Annotated in this window: 21 protein-coding genes; 11 read left to right on the top strand and 10 right to left on the bottom strand. The window is 59.8% G+C overall.

Annotated elements, in window-relative coordinates; translation table 11 throughout:
• Positions 1 to 132: 132 nt before the first annotated feature.
• From Q7C20_RS25505 to Q7C20_RS25520, 4 genes are all read right to left on the bottom strand, one after another.
• A complete protein-coding gene (locus Q7C20_RS25505) occupies positions 133 to 810 on the bottom strand; it encodes a response regulator transcription factor (RefSeq protein WP_348060977.1) in 678 nt (225 codons plus the stop codon).
• Between the two features lie 7 nt (positions 811 to 817).
• A complete protein-coding gene (locus tag Q7C20_RS25510; RefSeq protein ID WP_375071014.1) occupies positions 818 to 1225 on the bottom strand; it encodes a translation initiation factor 2 in 408 nt (135 codons plus the stop codon).
• Between the two features lie 107 nt (positions 1226 to 1332).
• Entirely contained in the window at positions 1333 to 1632 is a 300-nt protein-coding gene (locus Q7C20_RS25515; protein ID WP_348060973.1) for a YciI family protein, read from the bottom strand.
• Position 1633: 1 nt separating this feature from the next.
• Positions 1634 to 2230 (bottom strand): septation protein A, encoded by a 597-nt coding sequence (locus tag Q7C20_RS25520; protein WP_375071015.1) that lies wholly within the window; start codon positions 2228 to 2230, stop codon positions 1634 to 1636.
• An 87-nt stretch (positions 2231 to 2317) separates the two neighbouring features.
• Here Q7C20_RS25520 and Q7C20_RS25525 point away from each other — a divergent pair, with 87 nt between their 5' ends.
• The 7 genes from Q7C20_RS25525 (at position 2318) to rluB (ending at position 7817) form a co-directional block, all read left to right on the top strand.
• Positions 2318 to 3181, top strand: a complete 864-nt coding sequence (locus Q7C20_RS25525) for a PHP domain-containing protein (protein ID WP_375071016.1) — start codon at positions 2318 to 2320, stop codon at positions 3179 to 3181.
• A gap of 13 nt (positions 3182 to 3194) precedes the next feature.
• Positions 3195 to 3824, top strand: coding sequence for an L-threonylcarbamoyladenylate synthase (locus Q7C20_RS25530; protein WP_348060979.1), 630 nt, complete (start codon positions 3195 to 3197; stop codon positions 3822 to 3824).
• A gap of 120 nt (positions 3825 to 3944) precedes the next feature.
• Positions 3945 to 4643 (top strand): ScpA family protein, encoded by a 699-nt coding sequence (locus Q7C20_RS25535; RefSeq protein ID WP_175403020.1) that lies wholly within the window; start codon positions 3945 to 3947, stop codon positions 4641 to 4643.
• A 12-nt stretch (positions 4644 to 4655) separates the two neighbouring features.
• Positions 4656 to 5606 (top strand): SMC-Scp complex subunit ScpB, encoded by a 951-nt coding sequence (gene scpB, locus Q7C20_RS25540; protein ID WP_375071017.1) that lies wholly within the window; start codon positions 4656 to 4658, stop codon positions 5604 to 5606.
• 171 nt (positions 5607 to 5777) lie between these two features.
• Complete coding sequence (locus Q7C20_RS25545; protein ID WP_375071018.1) at positions 5778 to 6188, top strand: hypothetical protein; 411 nt, start codon at positions 5778 to 5780, stop codon at positions 6186 to 6188.
• Between the two features lie 81 nt (positions 6189 to 6269).
• Positions 6270 to 6461 (top strand): DUF1289 domain-containing protein, encoded by a 192-nt coding sequence (locus Q7C20_RS25550; RefSeq protein ID WP_083357036.1) that lies wholly within the window; start codon positions 6270 to 6272, stop codon positions 6459 to 6461.
• A gap of 144 nt (positions 6462 to 6605) precedes the next feature.
• Positions 6606 to 7817: a 23S rRNA pseudouridine(2605) synthase RluB gene (rluB, locus tag Q7C20_RS25555; protein ID WP_348060963.1), complete on the top strand. Its 1212-nt coding sequence runs from the start codon at positions 6606 to 6608 to the stop codon at positions 7815 to 7817.
• 191 nt (positions 7818 to 8008) lie between these two features.
• Here rluB and Q7C20_RS25560 read toward each other — a convergent pair whose 3' ends face one another.
• Together Q7C20_RS25560 and Q7C20_RS25565 are read right to left on the bottom strand one after the other, a co-directional pair.
• The gene (locus Q7C20_RS25560; protein WP_375071019.1) at positions 8009 to 8968 is read right to left on the bottom strand and encodes a leucyl aminopeptidase; all 960 of its coding nucleotides are present in this window, start codon (positions 8966 to 8968) and stop codon (positions 8009 to 8011) included.
• 72 nt (positions 8969 to 9040) lie between these two features.
• Entirely contained in the window at positions 9041 to 9178 is a 138-nt protein-coding gene (locus tag Q7C20_RS25565; protein WP_034100099.1) for a hypothetical protein, read from the bottom strand.
• Between the two features lie 648 nt (positions 9179 to 9826).
• On the opposite strand from Q7C20_RS25565, the gene Q7C20_RS25570 reads away from it, so the two are divergent.
• From Q7C20_RS25570 to arfB, 3 genes are all read left to right on the top strand, one after another.
• Positions 9827 to 11248: an amino acid permease gene (locus Q7C20_RS25570; protein WP_375071020.1), complete on the top strand. Its 1422-nt coding sequence runs from the start codon at positions 9827 to 9829 to the stop codon at positions 11246 to 11248.
• 104 nt (positions 11249 to 11352) lie between these two features.
• A complete protein-coding gene (locus tag Q7C20_RS25575) occupies positions 11353 to 12036 on the top strand; it encodes a pentapeptide repeat-containing protein (protein WP_375071021.1) in 684 nt (227 codons plus the stop codon).
• 12 nt (positions 12037 to 12048) lie between these two features.
• Positions 12049 to 12462: an alternative ribosome rescue aminoacyl-tRNA hydrolase ArfB gene (gene arfB / locus Q7C20_RS25580; protein WP_348060955.1), complete on the top strand. Its 414-nt coding sequence runs from the start codon at positions 12049 to 12051 to the stop codon at positions 12460 to 12462.
• On the opposite strand, the gene Q7C20_RS25585 is transcribed toward arfB, so the two are convergent.
• The 3 genes from Q7C20_RS25585 to Q7C20_RS25595 all read right to left on the bottom strand — a co-directional run bounded on the left by Q7C20_RS25585 (position 12459) and on the right by Q7C20_RS25595 (position 14613).
• Positions 12459 to 13655: an MFS transporter gene (locus Q7C20_RS25585; protein WP_375071022.1), complete on the bottom strand. Its 1197-nt coding sequence runs from the start codon at positions 13653 to 13655 to the stop codon at positions 12459 to 12461. The genes arfB and Q7C20_RS25585 overlap by 4 nt on opposite strands.
• Before the next feature lie 104 nt (positions 13656 to 13759).
• A complete protein-coding gene (locus Q7C20_RS25590; protein WP_375071023.1) occupies positions 13760 to 13942 on the bottom strand; it encodes a hypothetical protein in 183 nt (60 codons plus the stop codon).
• Between the two features lie 359 nt (positions 13943 to 14301).
• Positions 14302 to 14613 (bottom strand): DUF962 domain-containing protein, encoded by a 312-nt coding sequence (locus tag Q7C20_RS25595; protein WP_348062363.1) that lies wholly within the window; start codon positions 14611 to 14613, stop codon positions 14302 to 14304.
• A gap of 159 nt (positions 14614 to 14772) precedes the next feature.
• Between Q7C20_RS25595 and Q7C20_RS25600 the strand changes: the two genes are divergently transcribed.
• On the top strand, positions 14773 to 15831 hold the full coding sequence (locus Q7C20_RS25600; protein WP_375071024.1) for an AraC family transcriptional regulator: 1059 nt from the start codon (positions 14773 to 14775) through the stop codon (positions 15829 to 15831).
• Here Q7C20_RS25600 and Q7C20_RS25605 read toward each other — a convergent pair.
• Positions 15788 to 17242: a TrkH family potassium uptake protein gene (locus Q7C20_RS25605; protein WP_375071025.1), complete on the bottom strand. Its 1455-nt coding sequence runs from the start codon at positions 17240 to 17242 to the stop codon at positions 15788 to 15790. The genes Q7C20_RS25600 and Q7C20_RS25605 overlap by 44 nt on opposite strands.
• Between the last annotated feature and the right edge of the window lie 153 nt (positions 17243 to 17395).

A 17395-nucleotide genomic window follows, 5' to 3' on the forward strand; every position in this document is an offset into this window, starting at 1 on the left:
TGCCGAGTGGTGGGGCGGAGCGTTTTTGGTTACTTTTTGCGCTCTTCAAAAAGTGACCCGCTGTAAGAGCGGAACCAATTTAGGCCGTGACCCAAATAACGGATATGTACCCCACAAACCCGCCCCCGCCAATCAAAGGCTGTAGTAATACCCACGACTACGCAACGCCACAATCCGTGGCCGACCATCCGTATGCGGGCCAATTTTCTTGCGCAGGTTGCTCACGTGCATATCGAGGCTGCGATCATAAAGCGTCAACTTGCGCCCCAAGGCAATCTGCGCCAACTCCTGCTTATCCAGCGGCTCACCAGGCTGGCGCAACAACGCTTCGAGCAAGCGGCTTTCAGAAACAGTGAGCGTAAATTCCTGCTCATCAATGCTGACCACACCGCGCACCGGGCTGAAGCACAAATCCCCCAGTTCCATCTGCGTCGACACCGCCGCCGGGTGGCTGCGGCGCAGTACGGCGCGCAAACGGGCAGTGAGTTCACGCGGGTCGCACGGCTTGGCCAGGTAATCGTCAGCGCCGAGTTCCAGGCCGAGGATGCGGTCCAGCGGCTCGCCCCGTGCCGACAGCATCAGCACCGGCAAATCCGGGTGGTCATTGCGCAATTGCTTGAGCAGCTCAAGGCCACTGCCATCGGGCAGCATCACGTCGAGCACCACCGCCGCAGGGGCGCTGTCGGCCAAGGCTTTGCGCGCACTCAAGCCATCGTGGCAGGCGCGCACCTGGAAACCTTCCTGGCTCAACCAACTGGTCAGCAGCTCACAGAGCTCCTGGTCATCATCTATCAGTAACAGCTCGCTCATGACTCACTCAATTTAGCCATTGTCGACGGCGACGGTGCCCACCACTGGCGAAAATCCCGCACAGCAGTGCGATCAGTGCTACAGCGCCACCCGTGACAAACCACTGTTGTTGCTCGGTCAGCCAGCGGGTCAAGGTGCCGCTCTGTGCTTCTTTGAGTTGCTGGGCCAGGTGTTGGTTCTCTTGGCGCAAACGACTCAGTTGAGCGCTTTCGCGCGTAGCGTCTGCACTTTGCAGTTGCTTGCTCAGTTCTTCACGCAGGCGCTCGCTTTCTTTCAAGCGTTGCTGCAAATCGCTGATCTGGCCGGCGGCACTCAAAGACAGAGGCGTGGGACTGCCGGTATTCGAGGGTTCTTCCGCGTGGGCCGTGGCCCCGATCGTTAAAACTGCCAACAGACACAACTGACGTAAGCGCATCGGAACTCCTCATTCCACACGAATATTCAGAACGTTGTCGGCAGGTTACCGGGAATAATGAGCCATTAGGAGTACGCCGAACGCAATAGGTTCGGCGCACGCCGGGGTCAAGGCAGGACTTTCTTGAACGGCTTGATGGAGACATCCGCGTAGACGCCCGCTGCGATATACGGGTCCGCCTTGGCCCAGGCCTGGGCATCGGCCAGGGAGGCAAACTCGGCGACGATCAGGCTGCCGGTAAAACCGGCGTCGCCCGGGTCGTTGCTGTCGACCGCCGGGTTGGGGCCGGCCAGCACCAGTCGACCTTCGGCTTGCAGCACGTTCAAGCGCTCAAGGTGAGCGGGGCGCACGGAGAGGCGTTTTTCCAGCGAGTTGGCAACGTCGGTAGCAACAATGGCGTAGAGCATGTCAGTCCTCGGTTTTCGGCGTAGTGGGGTCGGTGTCATGCAGGTGGCGCGACAGGTAAATACCCTGTGCGACGAGGAACAACACGGTCATGCCCAGGCTGCCGAAGACTTTGAAGTCGACCCAGTAGTCCTGGAAGGTAAAGGCCACGAACAGATTGGCGGCGCCGCAAAACAGGAAAAAAATGATCCAGGCGATGTTCAAGCGCGTCCACACCGGCTCCGGCAGGGTCAGCGCATGGCCCATGATCCGCTTGATCAGCAGGCGGTCACCAATGAAGTGGCTGCCGATAAACGCCACGGCGAACAGCCAGTTCACCACCGGCGCTTTCCATTTAAGGAAGGTTTCACTGTGGAAGGCCAGGGTCAGGCTGCCAAAGACCAGGCACGCGATGAGGGTCAGCCATTGGCTTTTTTCGAGTTTGCGCTGGGAGATGAAGATCGCGCCGTAGACCACGACAGAGCTGATGATCAGCACGGCGGTGGCGCTGTAGATGCCCCCGACGGTCAGCTCATGGCCGGCCAGGTCGATGACACGTGGGTCGAGTTTATAAACGATGAAAAACAGCAACAGTGGGACGAAGTCGATGAATTGTTTCACAGTAAGAGCCAGAAGCTGGATGTGGCGGCATAATAACAAACATCCTTGGTAGCGAAAGCGCCAGCTGACTTGAGGTTACACACTTCCGTGAATGTTGATTTGCACTGCCACAGCACAGCCTCCGACGGCGCCCTGGCGCCTGCGGTACTGGTCTCGCGTGCGTTTGAAAAAGGCGTGCAAGTCCTGGCGTTGACCGACCACGACACCCTCGAAGGCCTCGATGAGGCCCGCACAGCCGCGCAGGCGCTGGGCATGCAGTTGGTCAACGGCGTGGAATTGTCCTGCACCTGGGGCGGCGCCACCATTCATGTGCTTGGCTACGGTTTCGACCAAAATGCCCCGCCGCTGGTGGCGGCTATTGCTCAGTTGCACGATGGCCGCTGGCTGCGGTCCGAAGAAATAAGCCGCAAACTCGCCCTCAAAGGCATGCCCAATGCCCTCGAAGGCGCCCGCGCCGTCCAGCAGGAGTTGGGCGACAGTGGCAATGCACCGGCCAGGCCGCATTTTGCCGACTGGATGGTACGTGAAGGTTTTGTTAAGGACCGCGCCGAAGCGTTTCGCAAATGGCTGGGCGCCGGCAAGTTGGGCGATGTGAAGCAACATTGGCCGACCCTTGAGGAAACCGTCGCGACGCTGCGGGCCTCCGGGGCCTGGGTCAGCCTGGCGCACCCTTGGCATTACGATTTCACCCGCAGCAAGCGTCGCAAGCTGATCAGCGACTATATTGGAGCGGGCGGCCACGCGATCGAGGTAGTCAACGGGCACCAGCCCGCTGATCAAGTGGGTAGCCTGGCGATTCTTGCGCGCGAATTTGGTCTGCTGGTGACTGCCGGCAGTGATTTTCATGGCCCAGGCGGCTGGTCCGAGATCGGCGAATACCGCGCGGTCCCGGAAGATTTGCCGCTTTTGTGGGGGCGATTCAAGCATGACCCCATTACTGCCACCGTCTGAACAGGTAGAACACGTGAGTCAATTCTTCCAGATTCATCCGGAAAACCCGCAAGCGCGCCTGATCAAACAGGCTGTGGAGATCATTCGCGCCGGCGGCGTGGTGATTTATCCGACGGATTCGTCCTACGCCATCGGTTGCCAGATCGGCGACAAGGGCGCGGTTGAGCGGGTCAGACGCTTGCGTGACCTGGACAAGAACCACAACTTTGCGCTGATTTGCAGCGACCTGTCGCAGCTTGGCTTGTTCGCCAAGGTCGACACCGGCACGTTCCGCCTGCTCAAGGCGCACACGCCGGGGCCTTACACGTTTATTCTCAACGCCACCCGCGAAGTGCCGCGCCTGTTGCTGCACCCGAAGAAACGCACCATCGGCCTACGCGTGCCCGAGCACCCGATTGCCCTGGCTTTGCTGGCCGAGCTGGGTGAACCGCTGATGAGCGTGTCGTTGATCATGCCCGGCGACACCGAGCCGCTGGAAGACCCGTACGAGATGCGCCAACTGCTGGAAAAGCAAGTGGACCTGATCATCGACGGCGGTTTCGGCGGCGGCAAAGCCTCCACCGTGATTAACCTGGCCGATGGCGAGCCGGAAGTGGTGCGAGTGGGCTGCGGCGACCCGACGCCGTTTATGGTCGAGGCCTGAATGTCGGTCGTGGAAACCGTCGACAGCCAGGCGGGCGCCCAGCAGGAACTGCCATTTGCCATGGTCTACGGCCAGGCCGTGCTGGAAATGCCGCTGGATTTGTACATCCCGCCGGACGCCCTGGAAGTCTTCCTTGAAGCCTTCGAAGGCCCGCTGGACTTGCTGCTTTACTTGATCCGCAAACAGAACATCAACATCCTCGACATTCCCGTGGCGGAAATCACTCGCCAGTACATGGGCTATGTCGAGTTGATGCAGTCGGTGCGCCTGGAACTGGCCGCCGAGTACCTGGTGATGGCCGCCATGCTCGCCGAGATCAAGTCGCGCATGTTGCTGCCGCGCTCCGAGACCGTCGAAGCCGAAGAAGATGACCCGCGCGCCGAACTGATCCGCCGCCTGCAAGAATACGAGCGCTTCAAGGCCGCCGCCGAAGGCATCGACGGCTTGAGCCGTGTAGGTCGCGACGTGGTGGTGCCCAAACTCGACGCCCCGGAAGCCCGGGCGCGCAAGCTGTTACCGGATGTCAGCCTGGAAGAACTGCTGATGTCCATGGCCGAAGTGCTGCGCCGTGGCGACATGTTTGAAAGTCACCAGGTCAGCCGCGAAGCCTTGTCCACCCGCGAGCGCATGAGTGATGTGCTCGACCGCCTCAAGGGCGGCGGGTTTGTGCCGTTTGTAGAGCTGTTTACCAAAGAAGAAGGGCGCCTGGGGGTGGTGGTGACCTTTATGGCGATCCTCGAGTTGGTCAAGGAATCCTTGGTCGAGCTGGTCCAGAATGAGCCTTTTGCGGCTATCCACGTGCGGGCGCGAGCCGAATAAAGAGCTGAATCGATGAATTTGACTGAACCCCGCGAACTGGCCCCGCTGCTGGAGGCCTTTCTTCTGGCCTCGGGTAAACCGCAATCGTTGGAACGCCTCTTCGAACTCTTTGAAGAGGCCGAGCGCCCCGAGCCGCCGGTGTTCAAGAAGGCGCTGGAGATTTTGCGCAAGTCTTGCGACGGCCGTGCCTTTGAATTGCGCGAGGTGGCGTCGGGTTACCGCCTGCAGATCCGTGAGAAGTTTTCCCCGTGGGTAGGCCGTCTGTGGGAAGAACGCCCGCAACGTTATTCACGGGCGATGCTGGAGACCATGGCGCTGATCGCCTATCGACAGCCAATCACTCGGGGTGAAATCGAGGACGTACGTGGCGTGGCGGTGAACAGCCATATCGTCAAGACGTTGCTGGAGCGCGAGTGGATCCGCATCGTCGGTTACCGCGACGTGCCGGGTAAACCTGCGATGTTTGCCACCACCAAGGTATTCCTCGACCACTTCAACCTGAAAAACCTCGACGACTTGCCGCCGCTTGCCGAACTGCGCGAGATGGAGCCGGACCCGGTGCTCGACTTCGACGACGCGCCAGTGCCCGCCAGCCTGCAGGAGCTGGCCGATGCCAGCGCCGAGCCGGAAGAGCCGAAGGACGAAACCAGCTTCCACACGTTGTTGCTGGAACTGGATGATATGGAGCAGGGCATCAAGACCGATTTTGATGACTTGCTGCGTGATGGTGCGGTTGAGCCTGAACCCCAGGCCAGTGCTGAAACGGAGCCTGAAGTCGACAGGGAAGCGGATCCGGCACCAGAGCCTGAGCCTGAAGAAGACAGCCTTGGCGTTGCCGAGGCGCGTGAGAAACTTCTGGCCGCAGTCGCTGCACTGGGGCAACCCGAATTGAGTGACGAAGAGGCTGAAGCACAAGCGCTGGCTGAAGCCATTGAAAACGAGCGTCGCTTGTTTGAGCCTTGATTTACCCGCCGATAAGAGCTGTCAACGGGCTCCGTGGCAGGCGCGCTACCTGTTAGATCTGACAGTTGTTTGGCCGTAGCACTCGGCGTTTAATCGCTGAACGCCATTGCGCCTGTGCCGTTTCATTCGTGGTGGTCGCAATCCCTTCTCTTTTGATATGGATGACCCCTCATGAAAAACATGCGTAAACACTTCATGGCTTCGCTGGGCGCGATGGTTTTGATCTGCTCGGCAGTGTTCTCTTCCGCTTATGCGGTGGCAGCGACTTATAATCCTTACATTGACGACAAAGGCGAGAGGGACGACAGCGTTAATATTGTCGAGGGTGGCGCGCCCACTGGCGCTATCGGTCTGAGCATCAAAAATGGCGTCGAGCGCCCTGTCTATTATCGTCCTGGTTCCTTTGACGCGTTGTGGGTCGGTTATAAGAACGCGTTACCACCAGGCTGCAAACCCACGGAATTCAAGGATGACGACGGCACAACCATTCCGGTCTGGGTTAAGTTGAAGTGCAATGCAGAAGACTGGCAAGGCAAATTGTCGAAGACGGGTAAGGTATTCACCGTCAAGCGTCTGCCCTGATACAGGTCACTTACCCGGCTTTGGGCGTCTGCATTTTGATCGGCCCCCCGCTGCGCGCGGGGCTTACTTCAGAGGATTCCCATGAGTTCTACCAAAGACCCCTGCATCAGCATCTGCAAGTTCACCGACGACATCTGCGTGGGCTGTGGCCGCAGCAAGCGCGAAATCCGTGCCTGGAAGAAACTCGACAAGGTCGACAAGCGCACCGTATTGGCCGAAGCCGAGCTGCGGTTGCTGGCGCTGGGCGCCACCGGTCGGCGGAAAAGCAAGTGACTGCCCACTAATGAGCTAGTCTCTGATGCGCAATGCGCGTCATACGCGTATGATTCGCGACCCTTCGGCGACGTATTCGCCGCAAGCCCCGCTTTCAACACCATTCAGGCCACGCCTGAATCGACCCACCGGGAGGTGCTTAAGATGAACGACAAAGACCAGAACGATAGCCAGGAAATCGGCCCTGCAGGCGAAAAGCTGCAAAAGGTGCTGGCGCGTATCGGCGTGGGCTCACGCCGCGACGTCGAAGCCTGGATCACCCAGAAGCGCATCAAGGTCAACGGCGTAGAAGCCACCCTTGGTCAGCGCGTCGACCTGCATGACGCAATCACCATTGATGGCAAGGTCATCAAGCGTGAAGAGGCCGCCGAATCGGTGCGCCGCGTGATCATGTACAACAAGCCCGACGGCGAGATCTGCACCCGTGACGACCCGGAAGGCCGTCCAACCGTGTTCGACAAGATGCCCAAGCCCAAAGAAGGCCGCTGGATCAACATCGGTCGTCTGGACATCAACACCACCGGCTTGCTGATGTTCACCACCGACGGTGAACTGGCTAACCGCCTGATGCACCCGTCCTACGAGATGGACCGTGAATACGCCGTGCGTGTTCGGGGTGAAGTCGATGACGAGATGATCGAGCGGCTGAAGGCGGGCGTGGTGCTGGAAGACGGCCCGGCGAAGTTCACCGACATCAAGCAGGCGCCAGGCGGCGAAGGTTTCAACCACTGGTACCACTGCGTGGTGATGGAAGGCCGTAACCGTGAAGTGCGTCGCCTGTGGGAATCCCAGGGCCTGGTGGTCAGCCGCCTGAAGCGCGTGCGTTTCGGCCCGGTGTTCCTCAACTCCGACCTGCCGATGGGCCGCTGGCGCGAAATGAGCCAGTATGAAGTCGACATTCTGAGTGCCGAAGTGGGCCTGACGCCTGTCGCGATGCCGCAGATGAACGCCAAGAGCAAAGACAAGCTTGAGCGTATGCAGCGTAAATCGTCGCGCCCTGTGGCCCGCACTGAACGTGTTGCGCGCACCGTGCGCCCGGCGCTGAATGCACCGGCCACCGGCGGTCGTATTTCCCGCGAGCCGCAGATCGAAGGTGAGCGCCGCCCAACGGCGCCATCGCGTCAGGAAGGCGACCGTGCTCCGCGTACACCGCGTCCTGCTCCGGCCGGTGGTCGTAGCAACCGTGGTGAGGCGGATCGCCCAGCCGACAACGCCAGCACCAAGCGCCCAGCCAAGCCTTCAGCGAACAAGCGCCCCGGCCCTAAACTGGTCGCGGACGAGCCGTCGGGCAAGCGCCGCGGCGCCCCGGCCGGTTCGGGTCAGCGTCCAGGTTTTGGTCGCAAGAAGCCGCAGTGATTTAGCTGCGGCATAAAAAACGCCAACCCTCGGGTTGGCGTTTTTTTTTTGCATGAAATGCGGTCAAAAAATGTGGGAGCGGGCTTGCTCGCGAATGCGCAGTGTCAGTCGCCAAATGCTTCGACTGAACCACCGCTTTCGCGAGCAAGCCCGCTCCCACATTGGATCTCAGTCATTTCAGAGGTCAATGTTCAGAACGCAAAAGTCCCATCAAACACCGGCTTGTCATCCAGCGCCAACACCCCGCTGGCAAAGATCAGGTCCAGGTGATGGCTGCCTTTCTGCCCGCCACCCAAACCCAGGTGCAAGCCGCAATGGCGCTCTTCAAAGCCGGCATTGCGCGCATACAAATCCTTGACCCCTTCATTGGTCCCAATGCCCAATTCCTCCACACGCCGGTTGGACGGGTTGGCATTCAAGTACTTGTTGAAATCATCCGCCAGCCCCGGTACGTCACTGGCCACGCCGCAGATGGTCGAGTTCTCGATCCACAATTCCAGCGGCGATTGCAGCACGCCGTACTTGCGCGCAAACGGGATGGTACTGAGAAAGGTGCCGACAAAACGCACCTGGCCGTTGATGGCTTCGCTGTGAGTGGCGATTTCGCCGGGCGCCAAGTCGTGGTTGCCGACGCCATTGATGTTTGTCCACTTCTTGATGCTGCTCATCGGCGCTTCAAGGCGTGAGCCGTGCTTGTCGGTAAAGCTCAGCACGTTGGCCTGGGACATGCGTCGGATCAGCGTGGCGTTGAGGTCGGCGATGCGCTGCGGCTCAACGCTGAAAGTGTCGTAGAAGTAGTCGCCGTAATCCTTGAACAGCAGGGATTTTTTCCAGTGCTCTGCCATCACGCCTTGCAGGGCGCGGATAAAGTCCGGGCCTTCGGCGCGTGGGTTGGGCAATGTCGAGGAATCGTAGAGAAACAGGTACAGGTCGCAGGCCTCGATGGCAGGCGCCATGGTTTCGCTGGGTGTGAGGTCCAGGCGCTGCACCTGGAAGTTGAAGCGCGCGGCACTGCCGTGGGTGATTGCCTGGGCGATGGCGTCGTAGCGCTCGGTGTGGCCCAGCAGCACGGTGGGGCGGTTCAGGCCATTGAGGGCCGGGTGATGAGCGAGGTAGTAGAGGAAGTGTTCGACAGCGCGGACCTTGTCCATGACGGGTGTCCTTCTGTGCCTTGGGTAAGGGAGCAGGTGCCGTGCACGGCACCTGCCAAATGCCTGCCGGTTTTAGAACGGCCACATCGCGGTGCCAAACGGCACAACGGCGTCGGCTTGCATCATTTCAACGGCGGCCTCATGGGTCGGCGCTTCAAACCAATCGTCAAGTTGCAGTTCAGTTTCCAGGTCGTTTTCCAGTACTTGCATGGTGTATCTCCTAGAGGACGTTGTTTGAGAACGGCTTGCCAGCGGGCTTCGCTGGGCAAGTGAAGAACCTAGGAGAGTGTGTTTCGGAATGCAAAATATTTATTGACACGGTTTCATTTGGATTTTTTGTTCTGTTTTTTCGTAACGCTTTTTTATTCAAAGAAAACAAAGGGCTGGAAACGGTAATTTGTCAGAAATTTCCTACTGACATTTTTCCGGTTTCTGACAAATTCAGTTCGGCTGTAACGCTTATTTTCCAGGCTGTAACGATTAATTGACGATAAAGTCGTCCCATTGTTGAGTGGTCCTACGCTGTAAGGAATGCCTGACAGATTGTCGCGTGCACCTTCCCGTGGCGTGCCGAAGCGGTTGAGCGGTGTACAATGCGCCGCGTTTTACTGTGACTCCCCTTGCGTACCCACGCAAAAGGCCAAGACCCGGGGTGTAGCAAGCCCCGATCATTCCGCCTGGCCACGAGCCAGACGGGTTCGATTTCGTCACAGATAAAAACAAACAGGTGACGCATGACCGTTAGAAAGACGCTGTATTCCTGGTGCCTGCGCTGGGGTTTGAGCCGCGCTGCCTGAGTCGAGATTCACGGCAGCAACCTGCATTCAACCTCCTCAAATCTTGCGTGAGACCCTTTTCATGAGTGGACCCCATTCCTCTTCAGGCGAGCTGAAACGCGGCCTGAAAAATCGGCATATCCAGTTGATCGCCCTCGGGGGCGCCATCGGCACCGGCCTGTTCCTGGGTTCGGCCGGGGTGCTCAAATCTGCCGGACCGTCGATGATTCTGGGCTATGCCATTTGCGGCTTTATCGCCTTCATGATCATGCGCCAGCTGGGCGAAATGATCGTCGAAGAGCCGGTTGCCGGTTCCTTCAGCCACTTTGCCCACAAGTACTGGGGCGGTTTCGCCGGCTTCCTGTCGGGCTGGAACTGCTGGATTCTGTACATTCTGGTGGGCATGTCGGAGCTGACGGCTGTCGGCAAATACGTGCACTACTGGTGGCCGGAGATCCCGACCTGGGTCTCGGCGGCGGCATTCTTCGTGCTGATCAACCTGATCAATCTGGCCAACGTCAAAGTCTTCGGTGAGGCCGAGTTCTGGTTCGCGATCATCAAGGTGGTGGCCATTGTCGGCATGATCGCCCTGGGCAGTTACATGCTGGTCAGCGGCAGCGGCGGCCCGCAGGCCTCGGTCAGTAACCTGTGGGACCACGGCGGGTTCTTCCCCCATGGCGTCGGCGGGTTGGTGATGGCCATGGCAATCATCATGTTCTCCTTTGGCGGCCTGGAAATGCTCGGTTTTACCGCGGCCGAGGCTGACCAGCCACGCACCGTGATCCCGAAAGCGATCAACCAGGTGATCTACCGCATCCTGATTTTCTACATCGGCGCACTGGTCGTGTTGTTGTCATTGACGCCGTGGGACAGCCTGCTGGCGACCCTTAATGCATCCGGCGATGCCTACAGCGGCAGCCCGTTCGTGCAAGTCTTCTCGATGCTGGGCAGCAACACCGCCGCGCACATTCTCAACTTCGTGGTGCTGACTGCGGCGCTGTCGGTGTACAACAGCGGCACCTACTGCAACAGCCGGATGTTGCTGGGCATGGCCGAGCAGGGTGATGCGCCCAAAGCATTGGCGAAGATCGACAAGCGTGGCGTGCCGGTGCGTTCAATCCTCGCCTCGGCGGCGGTCACGCTGGTGGCGGTGCTGATGAACTACCTGGTCCCGCAACATGCACTGGAACTGCTGATGTCGCTGGTGGTAGCCACACTGGTGATCAACTGGGCGATGATCAGCTTCTCCCACTTCAAGTTCCGCCAGCACATGAACCGCACCGGCCAGGTGCCGCTGTTCAAGGCGCTGTGGTACCCCTACGGCAACTACATCTGCCTGGCGTTTGTGGTGTTTATCCTGGTGATCATGCTGATGATTCCGGGGATTCAGGTCTCGGTGTACGCGATCCCGGTGTGGGTGGCGTTTATGGGGCTGTGCTACTGGATCAAGAACAAGCGCAGGGCTGAGGCCGCTGCTCACTCAGCGGATACGGTTTTGGAGTAGGACCCTTCCGGTAAACAAAAACCCGGCGTTTTGCCGGGTTTTTTGTGGGCGCTGACGGGTTAGACTCGCGCCTCGTTTTAACCTGATACCTGGCGGGAGGCCCCATGCAACACACCGATATTGACGGCGGCAGCTTGCAGCGCGAGGCGTTGGAAGACCTGATCGCTCAGTACAGCGGGCCGTTGCGCCTGGTGGGCGTCGACCTGAGCGGGGCCGATTTGTCGCGGATGGTGCTGGACCATTGGGTATTCGAGCGCTGCATTCTGGTCCAGACCTCGTTCCTGGGTTCACGTCTGGAAGGCACGCAGTGGAAAAACTGCCGGGCAGGCCACGCCATTTTCGAGGCGGCGAACCTGCTGGAGGCGCAGTTCAGCAGCTGTGACTTCAATAACACTCGCTGGCAGCGCAGCAAACTGCCCCAGGCCAGCTTTGAGCACTGCAAGCTCACCGGCGCCAACTTCACCCATTGCGCATCCCTGGGCCTGAGCTTCAGCGAAACCCGGCTCAACAGCGCGTTTTTGTCCGGCCTGTCGTTTGCCCGGACCGTGCTGAATAACCTGGATTTCTCCGACAGCGACTTGTCGGACACCGACTTTCGCAAGGCGGAACTGATCGACTGCAGCCTCGCCCACGCCCGCCTCAATGGTGCCAATTTTGCCGGTGCCGATTTGCGCGGTGCAGATTTGAGCGGGTTTCGTCTCAATGATGCCAAACTGTTCAAAGGCGCCGTGATTTCCAAAGCCCAGGCGTCGATGTTGTTGTCCGAGTTGGGCTTGTCCGTTGCCTAAGGTTTCTGAGTAATGCTGGTTATTTCCAACAACGTGCAACTGCCCGATGCCGAGATCGAGCTGACCGCCATTCGCGCCCAGGGCGCCGGCGGTCAGAACGTCAACAAGGTGTCGAGCGCGGTGCACCTGCGGTTTGATATTCCGGGGTCGTCGCTGCCGGACTTTTACAAGGAGCGCCTGCTGGCGCTGCGCGACAGCCGAATCACCAGCGAAGGCGTGCTCGTGCTCAAGGCCCAGCAATACCGGACCCAGGAGCAGAACCGCGCGGATGCGCTGGAGCGCTTGGTGGAGTTGATCCTCAGCGCCACCAAAGTCGAAAAGAAGCGCCGTCCGACCAAGCCCACATTAGGCTCGAAAAAGCGTCGCCTCGAATCCAAGACCAAGCGCGGCAGCATCAAGGCCGGGCGCGGCAAGGTCGACTTTTAGGCGCCGCGAGCCTCGCGCGCCTTGGGCGCTTGCCGGTACAAATACACACTCAGCAACAGGCCGCCGAAGGCCGCAAGCGCGGCGAACAGGAAGATCGACGCGAAGCCAAAACCTGCCGCCACGGCCCCGGCCAGCGGGCCGGTGATGCCCAGCGACAAGTCGATAAACAGCGAATAGGCGCCCACCGCCGAGCCCCGGCTGGACGCTGGCACCAGGTTGACCGCCTCCACGCCGAGCGCCGGAAACACCAGGGAAAAGCCAAAGCCGCTCAACGCTGCGCCAGCCAATGCCAGATGGGCATCGGGCGCCAGCCACAGCAGCAACAGGCCAAGAATTTCTACCGACAGGCAGGCAATCGCCACGCGAAAGCCGCCAATCCGGTTGATCAAATTGCCGAACAGCAACCGCGCGCCAATAAAGCTCGCACCGAACAGGCTCAATGCCCACACCGCGTTATCCCAATGCTGGGTGGTGTAATACAGGGTGATAAAGGTGGCGATGGTGCCAAAACCAATCGAGCCCAGTGCCAGCGCACAGCCGTGAGGCAGCACCCGGCCTAACACGTTCATGAAGGGTAAGCGCACACCGGCGACGATGGGCGTGGCTTCCTTGCGCCAGGCCAGGGCGACGCCCAGCACGGCCAGCAGAATGATGCTGAACCCCATGCTCCACAGCCCGAGCTGACTGACCAGCACTACGCCCAGTGGCGCGCCGATCGCCAGCGCGCCATAACTGGCGATGCCGTTCCAGGAGATGACTTTGGCGGTATTCGCCGCACCGACCCGGCCGATGCCCCAGCCGATAGCGCCGGAGCCGACCAGGCTTTCCGCGCTGCCCAGTACCAGGCGACCTATAAACAGGCTGGCGAGGCTGAGTGCCGGCAGGCTCGAGAACCACGCGGCGAGCAGCATGAACACGCCGCTCAGGCCGCAGCCCACCAAGCCGATCAACACGGCGCGCTTGCTGCCCAACGTGTCGATCATGCGTCCGGCGTAAGGGCGGCTCAGTAATGTAGCCAGGTATTGCACACTGATCACCAGCCCGGCGATCACTGCGCCATAGCCCAACTGACTGTGCACGTAGCCCGGCAATACGGCGAGGGGAATGCCGATATTCAGGTAGCCGATAAAGGTAAACAGCACGATGGAAACAACTTGCAGCGTGACCGCCATGGGGCGCTGGGTATCTGGCATGGGAGAGGTCCACTGTCGCAGCAGGTAAAGATAGGCTGCTAATGATACCGGTGCTTTGGCCTCTGTAGGGCGGCAAAACGCAAAAACGTCAGGTCAAACAGCCGTCAGGGCTTGGAGGGCGCCAGCATTTGGGTCGTCACCAGCGCGGCCAGGGCGTTTTCCTGGGTGCCAAAACGCTTGAGCAACAGCGCTTGTTTGTCGGCACTGAGACGGTTCCAGACGTCGACCATCTGCAAGGCAGCGTCGAGTACGGCAGCGTCCGGGGAATCGGGGAGGGTATCGGTCATAACGGGGATCTCATGATTCAGGCAGTGTGGAAAGCGCTTCACAGCTGCGCTTTCCACACGGTCTGGTACAACGTCAGTCCTGGCTGTTGCCGTCGACTGGTTTTGCTTCTTTGGCCTCAGGCTGCTGTGGGCTCGCCTGCTGCGGTGTTGGCTGCTCAGCTTCGTGCAGGCTTGGGAAGGGGAGATTAGGTATCTCGTGCATCGTCGTCGCTCCTCGCAAGGTCTGTTTTCAATCGCAGGTGATTCCGCGCTCTTAAAAAGCCTTCGCAGGATACAGCACTGCAAATGACAAATAGACTTTAATGTGGACGGATGTACGAACTTTAATTGATGTTACGCAAGTGACATGAGGTCACACCTCAGAACGGCACTTTGCCCAAAATCATGTCGCGGTACATCACGAAATCGCCCAGCAGGCTGTAGAACGGGTGCTGAAAGGTGGCGGGGCGGTTCTTTTCGAAGAAGAAGTGGCCGATCCAGGCAAAGCTGTAGCCGGCGAGTGGCACGCCAATCAGCAGGCCCAACGAGCCTCGGCCGATGGCGTAGGCCAGAATGCCGATCACCAGCGTGGTGCCGATAAAGTGCAGACGGCGGCAGGTGCTGTTCGCATGTTCACTCAGGTAGTACGGGTAGAATTCGGCAAAGCTGTTGAATTGTTTAACGTTTTCCACAGTGGCCAACCCTTTGATAAATGTGCCGCCCAACAGATGTTCGGCGGGGAGCTTATTTGAGTCTAGAGTGATCAGTGGGAACAGCCAGTGACAATAGATGCCACTTTAGTATCCTTGGCTTGCTGGCTGCATTTGAGCCTGCTTATTTAAGAAGGCGCCATGAGCGAACGAACAACTTCTGCAAGCTGGGCCATGGGCATCGTCAAGGCGTTGGAAATGGACGGCCTGGATTGTCGTGCGCTGTTCAAGCAGCTGGGCCTGGACTACACCGCTCTCAGTGATCCCGACGCGCGCTTCGCGCAAGACTCCATGACGCGCCTGTGGCAGCGGGCAGTGGAACTGTCGGGCAACCCGGCGATTGGCTTGAACATGGGCAAGGTGGTGCGCCCGGCGTCGTTTCACGTGGCGGGTTACGCGCTGATGTCCAGCAACACATTGGCCGAGGGCTTTACGCGCTTGGTGCGCTACCAGCGAATCATCGCCGAAAGCGCCGATCTGAGTTTCAGGCTCTTCCCCGAAGGTTATGCGCTGATTCTGACCGTGCACGGTGACCACTTGCCTCCCACGCGACAAAGCGCCGAGGCCTCCCTGGCCAGCGCCCTGGCGTTTTGTTGCTGGCTGACCGGGCGGACGTTGCATCCGCGCAAGGTGGTGCTGCAAGGCGACCAGCCGGCCGACCTGGCGCCCTATCTACAGGCGTTTCATGCGCCGCTTGAATTCAACGCGCCCTATGACGCGTTGATTTTCGAACAGGCTGACATGGACGAGCCCCTGCCCACCGCCAACGAGGCCATGGCGCTGCTGCATGATCGATTTGCCGGTGAGTACCTGGCACGGTTTTCTGAAAGTCGCGTGACCCACAAGGCACGCCAGGTGTTGTGTCGCTTGCTGCCCCAGGGTGAGCCCAAGCGCGAAGTGGTGGCGCAGACCCTGCATTTGTCCCAGCGCACCTTGCAGCGGCGGTTGCAGGAGGAGGGCACCAGTTTTCAGACCTTGCTCGACGACACCCGCCGCGAACTGGCCGAGCAATACCTCGCGCAGCCGAGCATGACCCTGCTGGAAATCGCCTACCTGTTGGGCTTTGCTGACCCGAGCAATTTCTTCCGCGCGTTCCGCCGCTGGTTCGATGCCACGCCCGGCGAATACCGGGCGCGGTTGCTGCAAGCGCCGACGGTCAGTGACGCCAAAACGCCGGGATGCACAGTACAAATACTGTAATGATTTCCAGCCGGCCCAGCAGCATGCCGAACGACAATATCCACTTGGCTGCATCCGGCAAGCTGGCGAAGTTACCGGCCGGGCCGATGGTTTCGCCCAGGCCGGGGCCTACGCCGGACACCGTGCTGGCGGCGCCGGTCAATGCAGTCATCCAGTCCAGCCCAAGCAACGACAGGGCCAGGGCGATGGCGCAAATGGTGATCGCGAAGAAAAACGAGAAGGTCAGAATCGAACGGACGATTTCTTCATCGAGACGGTGGCCGTTGTACTTCTGCTTGATCACCGCGCGCGGGTGAATCAGCTGGTTCAAGTTGGCCTTGAGCAGGATATACGCGACCTGGAACCGGAAAATCTTGATCCCGCCCGCGGTAGAGCCCGAGCAGCCGCCGACAAAGCCTAAGTAGAAGAACAGCATCAGTGAGAAATTGCCCCAGATGCTGTAGTCCCCCAGCGCAAAGCCGGTGGTGGTGACCACCGAGGTCACGTTTACCGCCACATGGCGCAGCGCATCCAGCCAATGCAGGTTGGTGGTCCACCAATACCAGGTGCCGAGTACCAGCCAGGTCACGAGCAGCAAGCCGAGCAAGCCTTGCACCTGCTGGTCCTTGATCAGCGCCCGACGGTTGCCGCGTAACGTGGCCACGTACAGGGTAAACGGCAGGCTGCCGAGGATCATCACCACCACCGCAACCCAGTGCACGGCCGGTTGTTTCCAGTGGGCCAGGGATTCGTCGGAGGTGGAAAACCCGCCGGTGGAAATCGCCGACATCGCGTGGTTGATCGCATCGAACAAGCCCATCCCGGCCCACCAGAATGCGAGGCTGCCGAGGATGGTGATGCCCACATACGCCGCCACGATCAGCCGCGCCACCATATGCGAGCGGGGCATGACTTTTTCCGAGCGGTCCGAGGATTCGGTCTGGAACAGGCGCATGCCACCGATGCGCAGCAGCGGCAAAATGGCGACCGCCATGCCGATAAAGCCGATGCCGCCGAGCCAGTGCAGCAGCGAGCGCCACATCAGGATGCCCGGGGACATGCTGTCCAGGCCGCTCAAAACGGTTGAACCGGTGGCGGTGATGCCGGACATGCTTTCAAAGAAGGAGTCGGTGTAGCTGATGTGTTGGGTCAGTAAAAAGGGCAGCGCGGCGAAGATGCACACGACGACCCAGCTGGTCACTGTAAGAAGGTACATGTCCCGCGGGCGCAGGTGGACGTGCTCGGGGCGGCCGGGGATGATCAGGGCCAGGCCTGCCAGGAAGGTGATCAGGCTGGCCCACAGGAATGAGGGGAGATCGCTGGTGCGTTCGAAGATCACCAGGGTGGCCATGGGGACGACCATGGCGATTGCCAGGGTGATCAGGAAGATGCCGATGATGAAACCGATGATGCGCAGGGTCGGCAACGCCATGAAATGTGCTCGGGTGATGGGGCAGAGGCGCCATTCTACCTGGGGTGTGGGGCATGTAAACCTTGGGGCTGGGTGTATATCCGTTGCTGCGGTGATGGCTGCTTATGGTTCCGCTCTTACAGCGGGTCACTTTTGGCAAACGCCCCAAAAGTA

Origin of the sequence: Pseudomonas sp. AMR01 (assembly GCF_041946035.1) — a bacterium.
Classification (GTDB): domain Bacteria; phylum Pseudomonadota; class Gammaproteobacteria; order Pseudomonadales; family Pseudomonadaceae; genus Aquipseudomonas; species Aquipseudomonas antarctica_B.